At 67.4% G+C, this 16,054-nt stretch carries 15 protein-coding genes; 11 read left to right on the top strand and 4 right to left on the bottom strand.

Annotated elements, in window-relative coordinates:
- Window positions 1-8: 8 nt before the first annotated feature.
- On the bottom strand, window positions 9-632 hold the full coding sequence (locus AC3A5N_RS09295) for a TetR/AcrR family transcriptional regulator (RefSeq protein ID WP_487737202.1): 624 nt from the start codon (window positions 630-632) through the stop codon (window positions 9-11).
- 103 nt (window positions 633-735) lie between these two features.
- On the opposite strand from AC3A5N_RS09295, the gene AC3A5N_RS09290 reads away from it, so the two are divergent.
- Window positions 736-3,147: a TonB-dependent receptor gene (locus AC3A5N_RS09290; RefSeq protein WP_487737039.1), complete on the top strand. Its 2,412-nt coding sequence runs from the start codon at window positions 736-738 to the stop codon at window positions 3,145-3,147.
- A 6-nt stretch (window positions 3,148-3,153) separates the two neighbouring features.
- Here the strand turns inward: AC3A5N_RS09290 and AC3A5N_RS09285 are convergent, their stop codons facing one another.
- Entirely contained in the window at window positions 3,154-4,461 is a 1,308-nt protein-coding gene (locus tag AC3A5N_RS09285) for a sulfotransferase family protein (protein WP_487737038.1), read from the bottom strand.
- 135 nt (window positions 4,462-4,596) lie between these two features.
- Here AC3A5N_RS09285 and serS point away from each other — a divergent pair, with 135 nt between their 5' ends.
- The 4 genes from serS to AC3A5N_RS09265 all read left to right on the top strand — a co-directional run bounded on the left by serS (window position 4,597) and on the right by AC3A5N_RS09265 (window position 8,594).
- Window positions 4,597-5,871: a serine--tRNA ligase gene (serS, locus tag AC3A5N_RS09280; protein ID WP_487737037.1), complete on the top strand. Its 1,275-nt coding sequence runs from the start codon at window positions 4,597-4,599 to the stop codon at window positions 5,869-5,871.
- A 112-nt stretch (window positions 5,872-5,983) separates the two neighbouring features.
- The gene (gene surE, locus AC3A5N_RS09275) at window positions 5,984-6,748 is read left to right on the top strand and encodes a 5'/3'-nucleotidase SurE (RefSeq protein ID WP_487737036.1); all 765 of its coding nucleotides are present in this window, start codon (window positions 5,984-5,986) and stop codon (window positions 6,746-6,748) included.
- Window positions 6,745-7,524: a peptidoglycan DD-metalloendopeptidase family protein gene (locus AC3A5N_RS09270; protein ID WP_487737035.1), complete on the top strand. Its 780-nt coding sequence runs from the start codon at window positions 6,745-6,747 to the stop codon at window positions 7,522-7,524. Before surE ends, AC3A5N_RS09270 begins: the two co-directional genes overlap by 4 nt.
- Window positions 7,521-8,594, top strand: a complete 1,074-nt coding sequence (locus tag AC3A5N_RS09265; RefSeq protein WP_487737034.1) for a potassium channel family protein — start codon at window positions 7,521-7,523, stop codon at window positions 8,592-8,594. The genes AC3A5N_RS09270 and AC3A5N_RS09265 overlap by 4 nt, the downstream gene beginning before the upstream one ends.
- Here the strand turns inward: AC3A5N_RS09265 and AC3A5N_RS09260 are convergent.
- Window positions 8,591-8,992: a DUF1761 domain-containing protein gene (locus AC3A5N_RS09260; protein WP_487737201.1), complete on the bottom strand. Its 402-nt coding sequence runs from the start codon at window positions 8,990-8,992 to the stop codon at window positions 8,591-8,593. The two genes, AC3A5N_RS09265 and AC3A5N_RS09260, sit on opposite strands and share 4 nt — an antisense overlap.
- Window positions 8,993-9,071: 79 nt before the next feature.
- Here AC3A5N_RS09260 and rimO point away from each other — a divergent pair, with 79 nt between their 5' ends.
- The 4 genes from rimO to AC3A5N_RS09240 all read left to right on the top strand — a co-directional run bounded on the left by rimO (window position 9,072) and on the right by AC3A5N_RS09240 (window position 14,163).
- The gene (gene rimO / locus AC3A5N_RS09255; RefSeq protein WP_487737033.1) at window positions 9,072-10,448 is read left to right on the top strand and encodes a 30S ribosomal protein S12 methylthiotransferase RimO; all 1,377 of its coding nucleotides are present in this window, start codon (window positions 9,072-9,074) and stop codon (window positions 10,446-10,448) included.
- A 166-nt stretch (window positions 10,449-10,614) separates the two neighbouring features.
- Complete coding sequence (locus AC3A5N_RS09250) at window positions 10,615-11,784, top strand: PepSY-associated TM helix domain-containing protein (RefSeq protein ID WP_487737032.1); 1,170 nt, start codon at window positions 10,615-10,617, stop codon at window positions 11,782-11,784.
- Window positions 11,781-12,008 carry a hypothetical protein gene (locus AC3A5N_RS09245; RefSeq protein WP_487737031.1) on the top strand — a complete coding sequence of 76 codons (228 nt, stop codon included), beginning with the start codon at window positions 11,781-11,783 and terminating at the stop codon, window positions 12,006-12,008. The genes AC3A5N_RS09250 and AC3A5N_RS09245 overlap by 4 nt, the downstream gene beginning before the upstream one ends.
- Window position 12,009: 1 nt before the next feature.
- Complete coding sequence (locus AC3A5N_RS09240; RefSeq protein ID WP_487737030.1) at window positions 12,010-14,163, top strand: TonB-dependent receptor; 2,154 nt, start codon at window positions 12,010-12,012, stop codon at window positions 14,161-14,163.
- A gap of 3 nt (window positions 14,164-14,166) precedes the next feature.
- Here the strand turns inward: AC3A5N_RS09240 and AC3A5N_RS09235 are convergent, their stop codons facing one another.
- Window positions 14,167-14,745, bottom strand: a complete 579-nt coding sequence (locus tag AC3A5N_RS09235) for an alpha-ketoglutarate-dependent dioxygenase AlkB (RefSeq protein ID WP_487737029.1) — start codon at window positions 14,743-14,745, stop codon at window positions 14,167-14,169.
- 18 nt (window positions 14,746-14,763) lie between these two features.
- Between AC3A5N_RS09235 and AC3A5N_RS09230 the strand changes: the two genes are divergently transcribed.
- On the top strand, window positions 14,764-15,180 hold the full coding sequence (locus AC3A5N_RS09230; protein WP_487737028.1) for a secondary thiamine-phosphate synthase enzyme YjbQ: 417 nt from the start codon (window positions 14,764-14,766) through the stop codon (window positions 15,178-15,180).
- Window positions 15,181-15,216: 36 nt separating this feature from the next.
- Window positions 15,217-16,017, top strand: a complete 801-nt coding sequence (locus tag AC3A5N_RS09225; RefSeq protein WP_487737027.1) for a transglutaminase-like domain-containing protein — start codon at window positions 15,217-15,219, stop codon at window positions 16,015-16,017.
- Window positions 16,018-16,054 lie beyond the last annotated feature (37 nt).

Raw genomic sequence — 16,054 nt, 5'->3', positions numbered from 1 at the left:
CCCCGCCCTCAACGATCGGCGGCGATGCCTTTCGCGAGCAGGTCGCCGGCGATGGCGGCCACGCGTTCGGCGGGCAGGTCTCCCTCGCCCCAAACGGCGTAGCGCAGACCGAGAAACACGTTCATTCCCATGATCGCCCAGGCATGCGCCTCTTCCAGATCCGCACGCAGTTCGCCCTTGCGGGCGCCTTCGCGCAGACGATCGAGGATGCGCGCGCCGGTCGTCTCGTAATGCTGGCGATAGCTTTCTGGGTCGACGAATTCGGCCTCGTCGATGATCCGGTAGACCTCCTTGTGCTCGGCGGCGAAGCGCAGGAAGGCGGTCAGCGCCGCCCGCTCCCGCTCCAGCGCCGAGGCCGGTTCGGCCAGCGCCTCGCGCGCGGCGACTTTCACCGCCTCGCTCATGTCGCGCACGAGCGCCTGGAAGATCGCCTCCTTCGAATCGAAATAAGTGTAAAAACTGCCGAGCGCCGTCCCGGCCCGCGCGGTGATCCCGCTGATCGAGGCTTCGTGGAAACCTCGCTCCCCGAATTCGACCGCCGCCGCATCGAGCAGCTTGCGCAGCGTGCGCCGGCCACGCTCGGTGCGAGGCTGTTTGGAGGTGTCTGCGGCGGCTGGTGTCCCCGTATCCATCACGTCCGGGCTAAATGGCGAGAGGCCGATCCGCAAGAGAAAACTTGAAACCTGGTTCATGTTTCAATATTGAGGATGCTAACGAACAGACAGGAGAGGATCGATGAGGGTCACCAATTCAGGCGTGGCGGCGGTGCTGCTCGGCGGCGTGGCGGCTGCGGTGTTCATGGCGGAGCCTGCGGCGGCGCAGAATGCTTCCCCGGCCCCGAACGTACCGGCCGAGGCGGACCGGGCGGCGACGGCCGATGGCGTGATCGTGGTGACTGCGCGGCGGCGCGAGGAGCAGTTGAACGACGTGCCGATCGCCGTGACGGCCTTTACCGGCGAGGCGCTGGAGGCGCGCGGCGCGCTCGACATCACCGACATCTCGAACGTAACGCCCAACACCACGCTTGAGACCTCCCGCGGGACCAATTCCACGCTCAGCGCCTTCATTCGCGGCGTCGGCCAGCAGGATCCGGTGCCGGGCTTCGAGGCCGGCGTCGGCATCTATCTCGACGACGTCTATCTCAACCGCCCGCAGGCCGCAGTGCTCGACATCTACGATGTCGAGCGGATCGAGGTGCTGCGCGGACCGCAGGGCACGCTTTATGGCCGCAACACGATCGGCGGTGCGGTCAAGTACGTGACCAAGCTACTGCCGCAGGAATTCAGCGCGAAACTGCGCGCCACTTACGGCACCTACAATCAGGCGGAGGGCGTCCTGACCGCCAGCGCCCCGATGGGCGATCTCGCGCGCATCGGCGGATCGGTCGCGCGGCTCTCGCGCGGTGGGTTCAGGGACAACCTCTACATTCGGGGTGTCGAGAACTACAACAAGGACGTCTGGGCCGCGCGCGGCACGTTCGAGCTGGGCGGGCACGGCGAGCCGGTGCTGATCCGCATTTCGGGCGACTACACGCGCGACAAGTCCGATCCGCGCAACGGCCATCGCCTGATCCCGGGCCTGCTCTCTGGCGCTCCGGTGCTCGAGGACGAGTTCGACACCCGCGCCGGGCTCAACGCGCCCGAGCAGGACGTCGAGGCTTACGGAGTGGCGATGAACGTCACCGCCGATCTGACCGACAACCTCACGTTCCGTTCGATCAGCGCCTGGCGCAAGGACGAAAGCTATACGCCGATCGACTTCGATGCCCTGCCCGCGGTCGATGTCGACGTACCGGCAGTCTACCGCAACGAGCAGATCAGCCAGGAATTCCAGCTCCTCTATGAGAGCGACCGGCTGCACGGCCTGGTCGGGTTCTACTACCTCGACGCACGCGCTTATACGAAGTTCGACGTACTGCTCGAAACGACGGGCGCCATCCTGCCCCCGCCGGGTGGCCCGCTTCCCGGCTTCGGGCAGCAGACCCGGGGCAATGTGCGCACCGACACCTGGTCGATATTCGGCGATTTCACGTTCGACGTAACCGACCGGCTCCATCTATCGGCCGGAGGTCGCTATACCGTCGACAATCGCAAGAGCTTCATCTTCAAGCAGAACCAGATACTGGGTGCCGATCCCGAATTCGGCGGCACCGGCGTCCTGATCGGCGCGCCCATCACCGATTTCAACGGCAAAGCGCGGTTCAAGAAGTTCACGCCGCGCGCGTCGATCTCCTACGACGTGACCGACGACGTGATGGTCTATGCCTCGTACTCGCAAGGCTTCAAGGGCGGCGGCTTCGACCCGCGCGGCAGCGCCAACGCCGCGGCAATCGACGTCAACGGAGACGGCGACTTCTCCTACGGGGAGATCTACGACTTCTTCCTGTTCGAACCGGAAGAGGTCGACAGCTACGAACTGGGCGTGAAAGGCGCCGCGCTGGATGGCGATCTGAACTTCGCGCTGACCGGCTTCTATGCCGACTACACCAACGTCCAGATCCCGGGCTCGATCGGGATCGACGCCGATGGGGACGGCGTGTTCGAGGGTTTCTCGGGCGTCACCACCAATGCGGCGTCAGCGACCTTCAAGGGGCTGGAGCTCGAGACCTCCGCCAGTTTTGCGCGCGGCTTCGCCGGCGCGGGGTCGCGGATGACTTTCGCCGGCACGCTCGGCTATATCGACGCGCAGTATGACGAGTTCATTGGCAATCTCGGCACCGACGTTTCCGACATCACCGACATCCAGAACACCCCCACCTGGACCGCTTCGGGCACGCTGGGCGCGCTCGTGCCGGTTGACGCGGACGGGGAGCTCAATCTCTCGACCACGCTCTCCTACCGCAGCGAGACGCAGCAGTTCGAGTATCCGAGCCCCTATCTCGATCAGGAAGGTTATGCGCTGTGGGACGCGAGCCTGGTCTACAGCTTCGGCGGGGACCGGTACTCGATCGGCCTCCATGGGAAAAACATCCTCGACAAGCGGTACAAGACCTCGGGCTATCAGTTCCTCGTGACCGATCCGGCGACGGGCCTGCCGGTGGTGGGCGGCGACGGCCTGCCAACTCCCTCGCTCGGCCTCGAAGGCATTGCGACCGTGTTCTACGGCAATCCGCGGCAGGTCTTCCTCACCGCAACGCTGAAGTACTAGGGAGCCTCAGCCCCGCGCCGAGCGCAGGGCTGCCGAACCGGCGGCCTCGCCCTCGATCGGCACGTCGAACGCCCGCACGTAGTCGTCGAGCCGATCGCGCACGTCGCCTTCGGAGAGCCCGAACTCCGCAAGGCTGTAGGTGTGCGGGCGGCGCTTGAGCGCGCAGGCGCGGCGCATGTAATCCTCCATCGCGGGGAGCGCCGGGTCGATGTCGAGCTCGAGGAAGCGGTAGACCCGCTGCATGGTGCCGCGCCAGTCGCGCTCCATGTCGTCGTACTGCACGTCGATCATCCGCTCGGACGGGATCGTCTCGCGCGCGGCGCGCATGCGGTCGATCTGGAGCGCGGTCTTGCGCAGCCACTCGCGGCCCATGCGGCGGGGGTCAACGTGGTCCGAATAGATGATCGTCTGGTTCCAGGCGAGCGACGCCGCGCTGCCGACGACCTTGTGCGGATCGCGATGGGTGAAGATCAGCCGCGCATCGGGAAAGACCTTCAGCAGCGCATCGAGGTCGAGCATGTGCTGCGGCGTCTTCAATATCCACGGACGGATGGACGAGACCTGCTGCGACCAGCCGACCAGGCGCAGCAGGTTCGCCATGTGGCGGTAGGCCGGCACCGCGCTCTCCGCCTCGCACCAGCGGCCGTAAGTGGGCACCTGCCACTGCGCCTCGTGCTTCATGCCCCACATGCTCGCGACGAGCAGGCCAAGCTCCTCCTCCGGTTCGTAAGGGCCCGTCGGATGGATCGAGAGCGTACGGGGGTTGGCGAGGCGGGCGACTTTCATGATCCGCGAGGCAAGGACCGGGCGGAAATCCTCCTGCCGCCCGTCCAGCACCTCCTCGAAATCAGGGCGCGGCACCGGGCTGATCGTCTCGAAGCTGCGCATGTGGCTGAAGCGGCGATCGCCTGCGAGCAGCCGGTGCAGGCGCGTCGTGCCCGAGCGCATGGGCCCGACGATCACGACCGGACGCGGCATGGGGCGGGCGAGGATTTCCGGATGGCGCTTGAACCACATCTGCGCCAGCAGCCGGTCGCGCAGCACGTGGTGGAACTGTTTCATCGCGGAGAGGTCGCCCGCCGCATTGAGCCGTGCCTCGCGTCTCACCGAGTCGAGCAGCACCTCCATCGGGCGTTCGAACCAGGGGTCGCCGAAATCGTCGAGGCCGGTCGCCTCCCCCGCTTCTTCCAGCAGATGGTCCTTTTCGAGCCGCGCCGGCGCGACCATGCCCAACTTGCGCCCGCCGCGGATCGCGGTGTCGAGAATTCCGATGAAGGGTGTCCGCCGCGGGGGCTGAATGCCTTGGTGCTGCAATACTCTCGCCCGAGCTGCGGATTTGACGGCCGGGCTGGCTGCCAATCGATCCGTGGGTTGTCTACCCTTCAGCCCCGAAATCCGTTCCCGAAGCCCACTGGAAAAGGGCGCGCGCGTGCGGCATAGGCCGCCGCCATGCACGACATCCGCCTGATCCGCGAAAACCCGGAAGCCTTCGACGCCGCACTTGCGCATAGGGGGGGCGAGCCGGTTGCCGAAAGCCTGCTCGCGCTCGACGCCAGGCGCCGCGCGGTCACGACCCAGATGCAGGAGGCCCAGAGCCGCCGAAACGACGCCTCCAAGGCGATCGGGCAGGCCATGGCGCAGGGGGACAAGGACCGGGCGGAAGCGCTCAAGGCCGAAGTGGCCGAGCTCAAGCAGACCCTGCCCGCGCTCGAGGAGGAAGACCGCACGCTGGCGGCGGAGCTCCAGAATGCCCTCGCCGGGCTGCCTAACCTGCCCGCCGGTGACGTCCCGCCTGGCGAGGACGAGAACGCCAACGTGGAGCTTTCGCAATGGGGCGAACGGCGCGAGTTCGCGTTCGAGCCGAAGGAACACGCCGACCTCGGCCCCGCGTTGGGAATGGATTTCGAGACCGGCGCGAACATCTCCGGGGCCCGCTTCACCTTCCTCCGCGGCCAGATGGCGCGGCTCCACCGTGCGCTCGGGCAGTTCATGCTCGATCGGCAGACGGCCGAGAACGGCTACACCGAATGCGCTCCGCCGCTGCTGGTCCGCGACGAGGCGGCATTCGGCACCGGACAGCTGCCGAAATTCACCGAAGACCTGTTCCGCACGACCGACGGCCGCTGGCTGATCCCGACCGCAGAGGTCAGCCTGACCAACGCGGTGCGCGAGCAGATCATCAACGAGGCGCAGTTCCCGATCCGCATGACCGCGCTCACCCCCTGCTTCCGCTCCGAAGCGGGCGCGGCGGGCAAGGACACGCGCGGCTTCATCCGCCAGCACCAGTTCGAGAAGGTCGAACTGGTCAGCGTCGTCCGCCCGGAAGAGAGCGAGGCGGAGCACGAGCGGATGACCGAATGCGCCGAAGGCGTGCTCCAGGCGCTCGGCCTGCCTTATCGCAAGATGCTGCTCTGCGCCGGCGACATGGGCGCGACCGCGCGCAAGACCTACGATCTCGAGGTCTGGCTGCCCGGTCAGGGCGCTTGGCGCGAGATCAGCTCGTGCTCCAACTGCGGCGACTATCAGGCGCGGCGGATGAACGCCCGCTACCGGCCCGAAGGTTCGAAGAAGACCGAGTTCGTCCACACACTCAATGGCTCCGGCCTCGCCGTCGGGCGCACGCTGGTGGCGGTCCTGGAGAACTACCAGCAAGAAGACGGCTCGGTCGAAGTGCCGGAGGTGCTGCGGCCGTACATGGGCGGAATCGAGCGGCTGATCCCGTGATCCGTCATGCCGAACTTGTTTCGGCAGCCATCCTCCCTCACAGGCGAATGGACCAGGCGGCGAAATCAACACCGGACCGTGTCCGGGGCGACGGATCAGAGAAACGGCACCCATGCGTATCCTCCTCACCAACGACGACGGCATCCACGCACCGGGCCTCAAGGTCCTTGAGGAAATCGCGCGCGAGTTCTCGGACGACATCTGGATCTGCTCCCCGAACGACGAGCAGTCGGGCACCGGCCATTCGCTGACGCTGACCCAGCCCGTCCGCCTGCGCCGTTTCGGAGAGCGGCGCTTCTCCGTCACCGGCACGCCGACCGACGCGGTGACGATCGGGCTGCGCAAGGTGATGGACGGGCCGCCCGACGTGATCCTCTCCGGCGTCAACCGCGGCGCCAACCTCGGTGACGACATCACCTATTCGGGCACCGTCTCGGCCGCGATCGAAGGGGCGTTGGCAGGCATCCGCTCCATCGCGCTGAGCCAGGTCTATGCGCGCGAGGGCATGGGCGACGAGGTGCCCTTCGGCGCCGCACGCGAATGGGGCGTGCGCGTCCTCGCTCCGCTGCTCGACGTGCCTCTGCCCAAGCGCACGCTGGTCAACATCAACTTCCCGGCGCGGGCGCCTGAGGAAGTAAAGGGCATTCGCGTCGTGCGGCAGGGTTTCCACGACTATTCGCGCGGCACCGTGGTCGAGGGGCGTGACCCGCGCGGTTACAAGTATTACTGGTTCGGCCTCCAGGCGATCGAGCATACGCTCGATCACGGGACCGATCTGGAGGCGATCGACGAGGGATATGTCGCGGTGACCCCGTTGCAACTCGACCTCACGCACCACGCCTCGCTGGGCGATCTCGGCGAGCGCTACGCGGAATGAAACACCTCGCCCTGCTCGCGCTTGCGCCGCTGCTTATCGCCGCCGGCGATCCGGCGACGGAGACCGAGCACGTGGTGCAGGAAGGCGAAACGCTGAACGGCATCGCCAACCGCGCGCGGGTCCCTGCCGCGGTGATCGCGGCGGCGAACGGACTGGCCGAGCCCCATGCCGTGAAGGCAGGCCAGCGGCTGGCGATCCCGCGCCAGCGCATCCATGTGGTCGAACCAGGTCAGACCGCGTTCGCAATCGCCATGCGATACGGTGTGACGTTCGAGAACGTCGCCCTCGCCAACGGGCTAGAGCCGCCTTACCGCATCCGCCCGGGCCAGCGCCTGATCATCCCGGCCGTGCTCAAGATCCCTCCGGTCGCGCCACCCATGCGCAGCGAGCCCTACTTCCGCCCTCCGCACGACGGCACCATCCTGCTCGGCTATGCCGTCCGTCCCGACGGGGGCGGTCACGACGGGATCGACTATGCCGTGAGACGCGGCGACATGGTGCGCGCCTCCGCCAGTGGCACCGTGGTCGAGGCCGCGACCGAGGCACCGCGTTTCGGCGGGCTGGTGGTGATCGACCACGGCAACGGCTGGCACAGCGCCTATGGCCACCTCGGACGGGTCACCGTCGAGGCGGGCGACGTGGTCAAGACCGGCGAACGGATCGGAATCGCCGGGGCATCGGGGGATGCGGAGAGCCCCGAGCTGCACTTCGAAATCCGCCATAACGGCCGAAAGGTCGATCCTGCCAAGAAACTGCAAGGCGCAGGCGGCGCGTGAGGCGGTTCCAGCTCTCCGATAGACTCCCCGGCCGGAAGCGCACGCATCGGGCACCGCACTTTCAGCCGCTGCGGCGGGCGCTCAGGGTGCCGGTCTGGGCCGATCTGGGCCTCCGCGTCAGCGCCGCGCTGGCGCTGGTCTTCATCGTCGTCCTGATCCACTGGTGGGACCGCGCGGGCCTGGTCGACAATCTCGACGGCGAGGTGTCCTTCCTCGACGTCGTCTATTTCACGATGATCTCGATCACGACCACCGGCTTCGGTGATATCGCGCCGATCAGCGACCGCGCCCGGCTGGTGGAAGCGGTGATCGTCACGCCGATCCGGTTCCTGGTGATCTTCATATTCATCGGCGCGGCATACGACTTTATCATCAGGCGCAGTTGGGAGAAATGGCGCATGGCCCGCATTCAGGAAACGCTTTCCGGCCATGTCGTGGTCATCGGTTTCGGCATATCGGGCTCGGAGGCGGTTGCCGAACTGATCGAACGCGGCACCGATCCGCGCCACATCGTGGTGATGGACACGCGCGAGGAACGCCTGGCCGAGGCGGAATTACTCGGCTGCAACGTGATGGCGGCCGACGCCACGCGCGACGACAGCCTGATGGCCGTGCGCATCGACAAGGCCGAGACGGTGCTGGTCTCCGCCGGGCGCGACGACGCCTCGATCCTGATCGTCCTGACGATACGCCATCTTGCGCCCGACGTGCCGATCACCGTGGTCGTGCGCGCGGCGGATAACGAGCTGCTCGCCCACCAGGCCGGGGCGAACAATGTCATCAACCCCGTGCGTTTCACCGGGCTGCTGCTCGCCGGTAGCGTCCAGGGCATGCACATTGCCGACTATATGGCCGATCTCGCCTCGGTCACCGGCCGGGTGCATCTCGTCGAGCGCCCGGTGTCCCCCGAGGAGATCGGCAAGTCGATCGAGCAGCTAGCGACCGGCGGGCGCGGGCTCAGGGTATACCGCAACGGTGCGGCGCTAGGTTTCTGGGAGCCGGAGGCCCAGCGGTTGCAGCTCGGGGACGTGGTGGTCGAGATCCGTCCGACGGCCGAAACCGAAGCCTAACCAAACAGCCAGAACACCCCGCCCATCGTCAGATAGCCGGCGAGCCAGTATCCCGCATCGATCATTGCGACTCGTGTCGGCACCCGGATGTGCGTGAAGCTGATCCACAAGGCGGGGATCACGAACGCCAGCGCCAGCCCGCCTGACATCATGAAGTAGAGCCAGGGTTTGGCCGTCAGCGTTTCCGCCCCGATGCGCGCGAACATGTGCCCCATCATCACCGAGGTCAGCAGCAGCAGCCCGCCGGTGATCGCCGCGACTCGCTCAGGACGTGAGCGCGCGAGGATCTTCCCCGGCGCCACCTTGCGCGCCTTGGCCGGCCCGAACAGCGGGCCGAACCACGCGAAAGCAAGCAGCCCCGCGGCCAGTGCCGCAACGACAACCGCAACCCAGTTCACCGGACCCAAGACGTTTCTCCTTCGCCTTTCTCTTACACGGTAGCGTAAAGCGCGCCACAGGTGTAGGGCGCGCCGCGCAATGGCTTCCCACCCCAACACCACAATTCCCGGCCAGAAGAAGGTCGGCATTGTCAGCCTCGGCTGCCCCAAGGCGCTCGTCGACAGCGAACGCATCCTCACGCGCCTGCGCGCCGACGGCTATGCGATGAGCCCCGACTATGCCGGCGCCGACGTGGTGCTGGTCAACACCTGCGGCTTCCTCGACAGCGCGAAAGAGGAGAGCCTGGCCGCGATCGGCGAGGCGATCGCGGAGAACGGCCGCGTGATCGTGACCGGCTGCATGGGCGAGGAAGCCGACGCGATCCGCGCGGCGCATCCCGCCGTGCTCGCGGTCACCGGCGCGCATCAGTACGAGCAGGTGGTCGAGGAAGTGCACCGGGCAGCCCCGCCGAGCCAGGGGCCGTTCGTCGACCTGATCCCCCAGCCCGACGTGAAGCTCACGCCGCGCCACTACAGCTATCTGAAGATCTCCGAGGGGTGCAATCACTCCTGCGCCTTCTGCATCATCCCGCAGCTTCGCGGGAAACTCGCCAGCCGCCGGATCGACGCGGTGCTGCGCGAGGCGGAGAAGCTCGTGGCAGCGGGCACGAAGGAACTGCTGGTCATCAGCCAGGATACCAGCGCTTACGGCGTCGACATCCGCCACGAGAGCCGCCAGTGGCACGGCCGCGAGGTGCGGGCGCACATGGCCGACCTCGCCCGCGAACTCGGCCAGCTGCGCACGCCGCAGGGCCAGGTGCCGTGGGTCCGGCTGCACTACGTCTACCCCTACCCCCACGTCGACGCGGTGATCCCGCTGATGGCGGAGGGGATGCTGACGCCCTACCTCGACATCCCCTTCCAGCACGCGAGCCCGAAAGTGCTGAAGGCGATGAAGCGCCCGGCGAACGAGGCCAAGGTGCTCGAGCGCATCCGCAAGTGGCGGGCGATCGCGCCCGATCTCACCATCCGCTCGAGCTTCGTGGTCGGCTTCCCCGGTGAGACCGAGGAGGACTTCCGCTACCTGCTCGACTGGCTCGAGGAAGCGCAACTCGACCGCGTCGGCGCCTTCCGCTTCGAGCCGGTGGAGGGCGCCGCGGCCAACGACCTGCCCGATCCGGTGCCCGAGGCGGTGAAGGAAGAACGCTACGCCCGGCTGATGGAAGTGACCGAGCGGATCAGCACGGCCAAGCTCGCCGCCAAGGTCGGCCGCACGCTGCCGGTCATCATCGACGAAGTCGGCGAGCCCGACGAGGACGGCGACCGCGGCGCCACCGGCCGCAGCCAGGCCGACGCCCCGGAGATCGACGGCCAGGTCTTCTTGCGCAACGTGGCCCCCACCCTGCGCCCCGGCGACATCGTCGAGGCGCTGATCGAGGACGCCGACGCGCACGATCTCTACGGCGTGCCCGCCTGACCTATTGACACGTGTGACACGCCGGAACAGCTGAATTCCGCCGTTTCCGGAGGCGGCGGGCTTCGAAGGTCACGGCAGATGTGACCATCGATCGATGCGGCGGTCGCGCTCTTATTGCAAATGACTATCATTGACCTTCGCCGCCGCTCCGCATAGGCGGCGGCGCATGCGTCGTAGCACCATCCGTGCCTGGTACCTGGTTCACAAGTGGAGCAGCATCGTGCCCACGGTGTTCCTGCTCATGCTTTGCGTGACCGGGCTGCCGCTGATCTTCCATGACGAGATCGAGGCGCTGGAAGGAGTCGATTACGAGACCGCCCTGCCCGGTGCGCCCTCGGCGGAGAGCGGGGTGCCGCTCGACACGATGCTCGAGACCGCGCTGGCCGAGCGGCCGGGCGAAGTGCCGCTGTTCATGGCCTTCAGCCAGGAAAGCCCGCTGCTCACCGTCACCACCGGCCCGACGCCCGATGCGGCGGGCGAGGACATGACGCTGCTGTTCTTCGACCGCGCGACCGGCGAATCGCTCGGCCCCGCGCCTGGCGGCGGGGTGATGGATTTCCTCCTCCAGCTTCACACCGACATGTTCCTCGGCCAGCCGGGCATGTGGCTGCTCGGGGTGATGGGTGCGCTGTTCATCGTCGCGCTGATCTCGGGCACGGTGCTCTACGCGCCGTTCATGCGGCGGCTGCGGTTCGGCACGCTGCGGATGGACCGCAGCCGCCGCGTCGGGCGGCTCGACCAGCACAATCTCGGCGGCATCGTGATCCTCGCCTGGGCACTGGTCGTCGGCGGCACCGGCGTGATCAACGCCTTCGCCGATCCGCTGACCGACGCCTGGCGCGAGGGCGAGCTCGCCGCAATGACCGCCGAGCATGGCGGCGCCGAGGCGGTTGCGCCGGCCGACTACGGCTCGCTCGACGCCGCGATGGCCGAGGCGCAGGCCGTGCTGCCCGGCCGCAGCCCGCAGTTCATCGCTTTCCCCGGCGGCGGCTGGAGCACCGCGCGCCACTACGCCATGTTCTTCCAGGGGGACCGGCCGCTGACCGAGCACCTGCTCACCCCCGCGCTGATCGATGCCGCAAGCGGCGAGCTGGTCGATGCGCGCGCCATGCCCGCGCTCAATCAGGCGCTGATGATGTCCAAGCCGCTCCACTTCGGTGACTACGGCGGGCTGCCGCTCAAGATCGTCTGGGCACTACTGACGCTGGCGACGATCTGGGTGCTGTGGACCGGTGTGCTGCTGTGGTGGCGGCGCTCGCCCGGCGAAGTCGAGCGGCGCGTGGCGGAGATCCACGGCGGCGGCGGCATCGGCAGCGAGGGGGGCCAGCTCGCGTGAAGCCTTTCGCTGCCCCGAGAACCTCCCGCACCAGCCGGGGCCTGGCAGGCATCTTCGCGCTGCCGCTGGTGCTGTTCGCGGCGAGCATTGCCGGGCTCGTGCTCGGTCTCACCGGCGACGGCGCGCCCGATGTCGCCGCCTGGGTTCTGCTTTCGCTTCCTCTCCTCGCGGTTCTCGTCGCCTGGCGGCGGCGCGGCCGCCGTTCCTCCCAACGAAAGAGCTGACATGACCGTTCGTTACGCCTTCACGGCCTCCGCCCTCGCGCTCGCCGCCACTGCCGCGCCCGCTCTTGCGCAAGATAGCGCGGAGGAGATCGTCGTCACCGCGCAGCGCGCCAACGCGACCGAGGTCACCAATCGTGGCGATCTGGGTGCGCTGGGCAACAAGCATTCGCTCGACGTGCCCTTCGTCGTGCGAACATTCGACGAGACACTGATCGTCAATCAACAGCCGCTGACCCTTGGCGAAGTGCTGGAGAACGATCCCTCGGTGCGTACGACCTATGGCTTCGGCAATGCGGCCGAGCAGTTCGTCATCCGCGGTTTCCAGCTGTTCGGCGACGACGTCGGCATGAACGGCCTCTACGGGATCACGCCACGTCAACTCGTCGCGCCGGAACTCTATTCGGGAGTGCAGGTGCTTAACGGCGCGAGCGCATTCCTCAACGGCGCTTCGCCGGGCGGCAGCGGGCTCGGCGGCAACGTCAATCTTCAGCTCAAGCGTGCAGCGCCAGACCCGCTGACCCGAGTCACCGCCAACTACGTTTCCAGTGCTCACCTCGGGGGAAGCATCGATGTCTCGCGCCGCTTCGGCAGCGGCGAGAGCATGGGGGCCCGCATCAACGCCGCCTACCGAAGCGGCGACGTCGCGATCGACGACGAATTTCGCGAGACGCTGGTCGCCGGCGGTTCGTTCGACTGGCAGGGGGAGAACGCGCGGTTCTTCCTCGATGCAGCCTACCAGCGGATGGAAGTGGGTCGCCTGCGGCCGATGGTCGTGGTCGCCGCCGATGCGATACCGGATACGCCAGAGAGCGATCTGAACTACGGCCAGCCGTTCAGCCGCACCGAACTGCGCGATATCTTCGGCCTGGCGCGCTTCGAATACGACGTGGCCGACAACGCCATGTTCTATGTCACCGGTGGCGTGCTCGATGGCAACGAAGAGGGCGTGTACAACACGGTTACCGTGACCGATGCGCAAAGCGGCGCGGGGACGGGCAGCGCATCGATCATACCCGCCCGCCTCAACAACGAGGCGGTCGAGGCGGGAATGCGCGTCAAGTTGGGGTCCACGATCACGCATGAGATCAACTTCGGGGCCAATGCGAGCTGGCAGGAATTCCGCACCGCCTTCGATTTCCGCGCGCCTTACGACACAAATCTCTACGATCCGGCCGTCGTGGACCTGCCCACCGAGTCCACCTTCCAATCGGGCGATCTCAACGATCCGCCGGTGTCCAACCGTTCGCGGCAGTTCAGCGTCTTCGCGTCCGATACGATCGGGTTGTGGGACGACCGTATCCTGATCACTGGCGGCCTGAGGCTGCAGGAGCTCAAGGCGGGGCTGGACGATCCCTACAAGGAAAGCGCGGTGACTCCGGTGGCGGGCATCGTGTTCAAGCCCAAGCCCTACATCTCGATCTTCGCCAACCGCATCGAGGGCCTGGCGCAGGGGCTCGAGGCACCTCAATCGGGCGTTGACCCCGACAATCCGGACGGTCCCCTCCTCCCCGTCACCAACGCCGGCGCGATCCTTCCCCCTTCGAAGTCGGTGCAGTACGAAGTCGGCGCCAAGGCAGACGTCGGCATCGCCAGCGCCGGTCTTTCCGTCTTCGAAACCAAGCAGCCGAGCTTCTTCCTGGGACCGGATCCGGACAGGCCCGGTGCACTGCTGTTCAGCGACTTCGGCAGCCAACGCAATCGCGGCATCGAATTCTTCGTTGCCGGCGAATTCGCCGAAGGCCTGCGCCTGATTGGCGGGGGCACCGTCGTCGACGCCAAGCTGGTATCCACCCCCGGCGGGGTCAACGAAGGCAGCACCGCGCTCGGAGTGCCCGACTACACGGTCAACGCCAATGTCGAATGGGATCTGCCCTTCGTGCCCGGCCTGACCTTGACCGGGCGCGCCGTGCATACTGGGGAGCAGTTCGCGAACAATACGAACACGCTCGAAATCGATGGCTGGACGCGCTTCGATCTGGGGGCCCGCTACGTCTTCGCAGCCGGAACGACGCCTGTGACGCTGCGACTGACGGTCGATAACGTCACCGATGAGGACTACTGGGCGTCGGCCTATACCGCCTTCGCAAGCTCCGGCGCGCGGCTGCTGCAGGGCCGCCCCCGCACGGTGAAGGCGTCGATCTCAGCCGATTTCTGACGTCTAGCGCAGCGTCCGCAGCGTCAGAGAGCGGCGGGTGACGGCCATGGGGGCGATCGAGTGCTCCCATGCCTCGCGCGCCTCGCCGCTCAGCAGGTAGAGCGAGCGTGGCGGCAGTTCGACGCTGCGGCGCTCGAACCCCTGCGCCGTGCGGCGGCGCAGGCGCAGGACCGCAGGCGCCGAGAGCGAGAGGCCGAGCACCTCGCCGTATTGCGGCCGGTCTCGGTGCCAGCCGATGCCCGCGCCGGGATCGTAGCGGATCAGCAGCGCCTGGACGAACGCTCGCGGATCGCGGCCGACGAGCGGCGCCAGTCTCGCGCGCTGGGCCTCGATCCACTCGGGCAGCGGCGGCGCCTCGGCCACCCTGCCGCGCTGGTAGTCGTAGGCCGAGCCGTAGTTCGCCGTCAGTCGCTTGCCGCGCCACTGGCCGAACTGGAACGGCTCCAGCGGCGCCGCGTCGATCCGCGCTTCGAGCGCGCGTTCCTCCTCGGCGGAAACCGCATCCTCGATCAGCAGCATGCCGGGCACCGGCGGTGCCATGGCCTGCCCTTCGGGGGCGAAGAGGTCGCGCTGGAAACCCATGCCGCCTATATGGGTGCCATGCCGCATCACGCCACCACGCTCGCCTTCGACACCCGCGGGCCGGGCCTGACCGAGATCACGCGCGAGGTCGCCGACTGGCTCGCCTCCACCGGGATCGAGACCGGCCTGCTCACCGCCATGTGCCGCCACACCTCGGCCTCGCTGCTGATCAACGAGAACGCCGCCCGCGCTGTGCAGCACGACTTGATCGCCTGGCTCGGCCGCGTCGCGCCCGAGAGCAGCGTCTACGCGCACGACGACGAGGGACCCGACGACATGCCCGCCCACCTCAAGGCGGCGCTCACCGGCGTCACCCACTCGATCCCGGTCTCCGGCGGACGAATGATGCTCGGCACTTGGCAAGGCCTGTTCCTCGCCGAGCACCGCGCCCGCCCGCACCGCCGCGAAGTGGCGCTGCACGTGGCTGGAGAATAGCCCGAAACAAGTGCGCCTCCGCCGCGTTGGCGGAGTATGCCCATATCGATCGATCTCGCCTTCGCCTTCCGCATGGAGAAGGTGACCGACGTGCTGCTGCAGTTCGAGGCGGCGATAATCCCCGAGCAGACGCTGCTCGAGACCGACACCTGGGTGACCAGGGGCGAGCACTTCGCGCGCATTTCGGCGCAGGACGACATCGGCGAGCGGGTGTGGATCCGTGCGGAGGGCCGCTACGACGTTTCGTACAAGGCCAAGGTCGCCGTTAAGCGGCTGCCTGCCGATATCGGAAGCCTCGAATACCTGCTGCCGCACGACTTGCCGGGCGAGGCGGTGCAGTATCTGTTCGATTCGCGCTATTGCCCGGCCGATCGGTTCCAGCCGTTCGTGGAGGCCGAGTTCGGCGGCAGCGAGGGCGGCGCGCGGGTTGCGGCGATCCACGACTGGATCGCGCGGAATCTCACCTACGAGCCCGGCTGCAGCACCGCCAACACGACCGCGCTCGACAGCTTCATCGAGCGGCGCGGAATCTGCCGCGATTTCGCGCATGTCATGGTCATGCTTGCCCGCGCCTCGGGCATTCCCGCGCGCTTCGTGAGCTGCTTCGCGCCGGGCGTCGACCCGCCCGATTTCCACGCGGTCGCCGAGGTGTTCCTGACCGACCCGACCACCCCGGGCGGCGGCGCCTGGTTCCTGGTCGACGCCACGGGCATGACCCGGCCGGACGAGATCGTGAAGATCGGTGTCGGGCGCGACGCCGCGGATGTGAGCTTCCTCACCAGCTTCGGACCGACGGAATTTCTCGAGAAGCAGGTCACCGTTACACGCGGCGTGTGAATATGTATGCGGCGCGTGGGCATGGTGCGGCGCGGCT

This window comes from Pelagerythrobacter sp. Soil_C_18, from assembly GCF_057657235.1.
This window is presented reverse-complemented; position numbering and strand designations above follow the sequence as displayed.

Coding starts and splice junctions, on each gene's coding strand:
- AC3A5N_RS09235 (WP_487737029.1), bottom strand. CDS start 14,745: ATGGGTTTCCAGCGCGACCTCTTCGCCCCCGAAGGGCAGGCCATGGCA.
- rimO (WP_487737033.1), top strand. CDS start 9,072: ATGGCTTCCCACCCCAACACCACAATTCCCGGCCAGAAGAAGGTCGGC.
- AC3A5N_RS09290 (WP_487737039.1), top strand. CDS start 736: ATGAGGGTCACCAATTCAGGCGTGGCGGCGGTGCTGCTCGGCGGCGTG.
- AC3A5N_RS09250 (WP_487737032.1), top strand. CDS start 10,615: ATGCGTCGTAGCACCATCCGTGCCTGGTACCTGGTTCACAAGTGGAGC.
- AC3A5N_RS09225 (WP_487737027.1), top strand. CDS start 15,217: ATGCCCATATCGATCGATCTCGCCTTCGCCTTCCGCATGGAGAAGGTG.
- surE (WP_487737036.1), top strand. CDS start 5,984: ATGCGTATCCTCCTCACCAACGACGACGGCATCCACGCACCGGGCCTC.
- AC3A5N_RS09270 (WP_487737035.1), top strand. CDS start 6,745: ATGAAACACCTCGCCCTGCTCGCGCTTGCGCCGCTGCTTATCGCCGCC.
- serS (WP_487737037.1), top strand. CDS start 4,597: ATGCACGACATCCGCCTGATCCGCGAAAACCCGGAAGCCTTCGACGCC.
- AC3A5N_RS09240 (WP_487737030.1), top strand. CDS start 12,010: ATGACCGTTCGTTACGCCTTCACGGCCTCCGCCCTCGCGCTCGCCGCC.
- AC3A5N_RS09295 (WP_487737202.1), bottom strand. CDS start 632: ATGGATACGGGGACACCAGCCGCCGCAGACACCTCCAAACAGCCTCGC.
- AC3A5N_RS09230 (WP_487737028.1), top strand. CDS start 14,764: ATGCCGCATCACGCCACCACGCTCGCCTTCGACACCCGCGGGCCGGGC.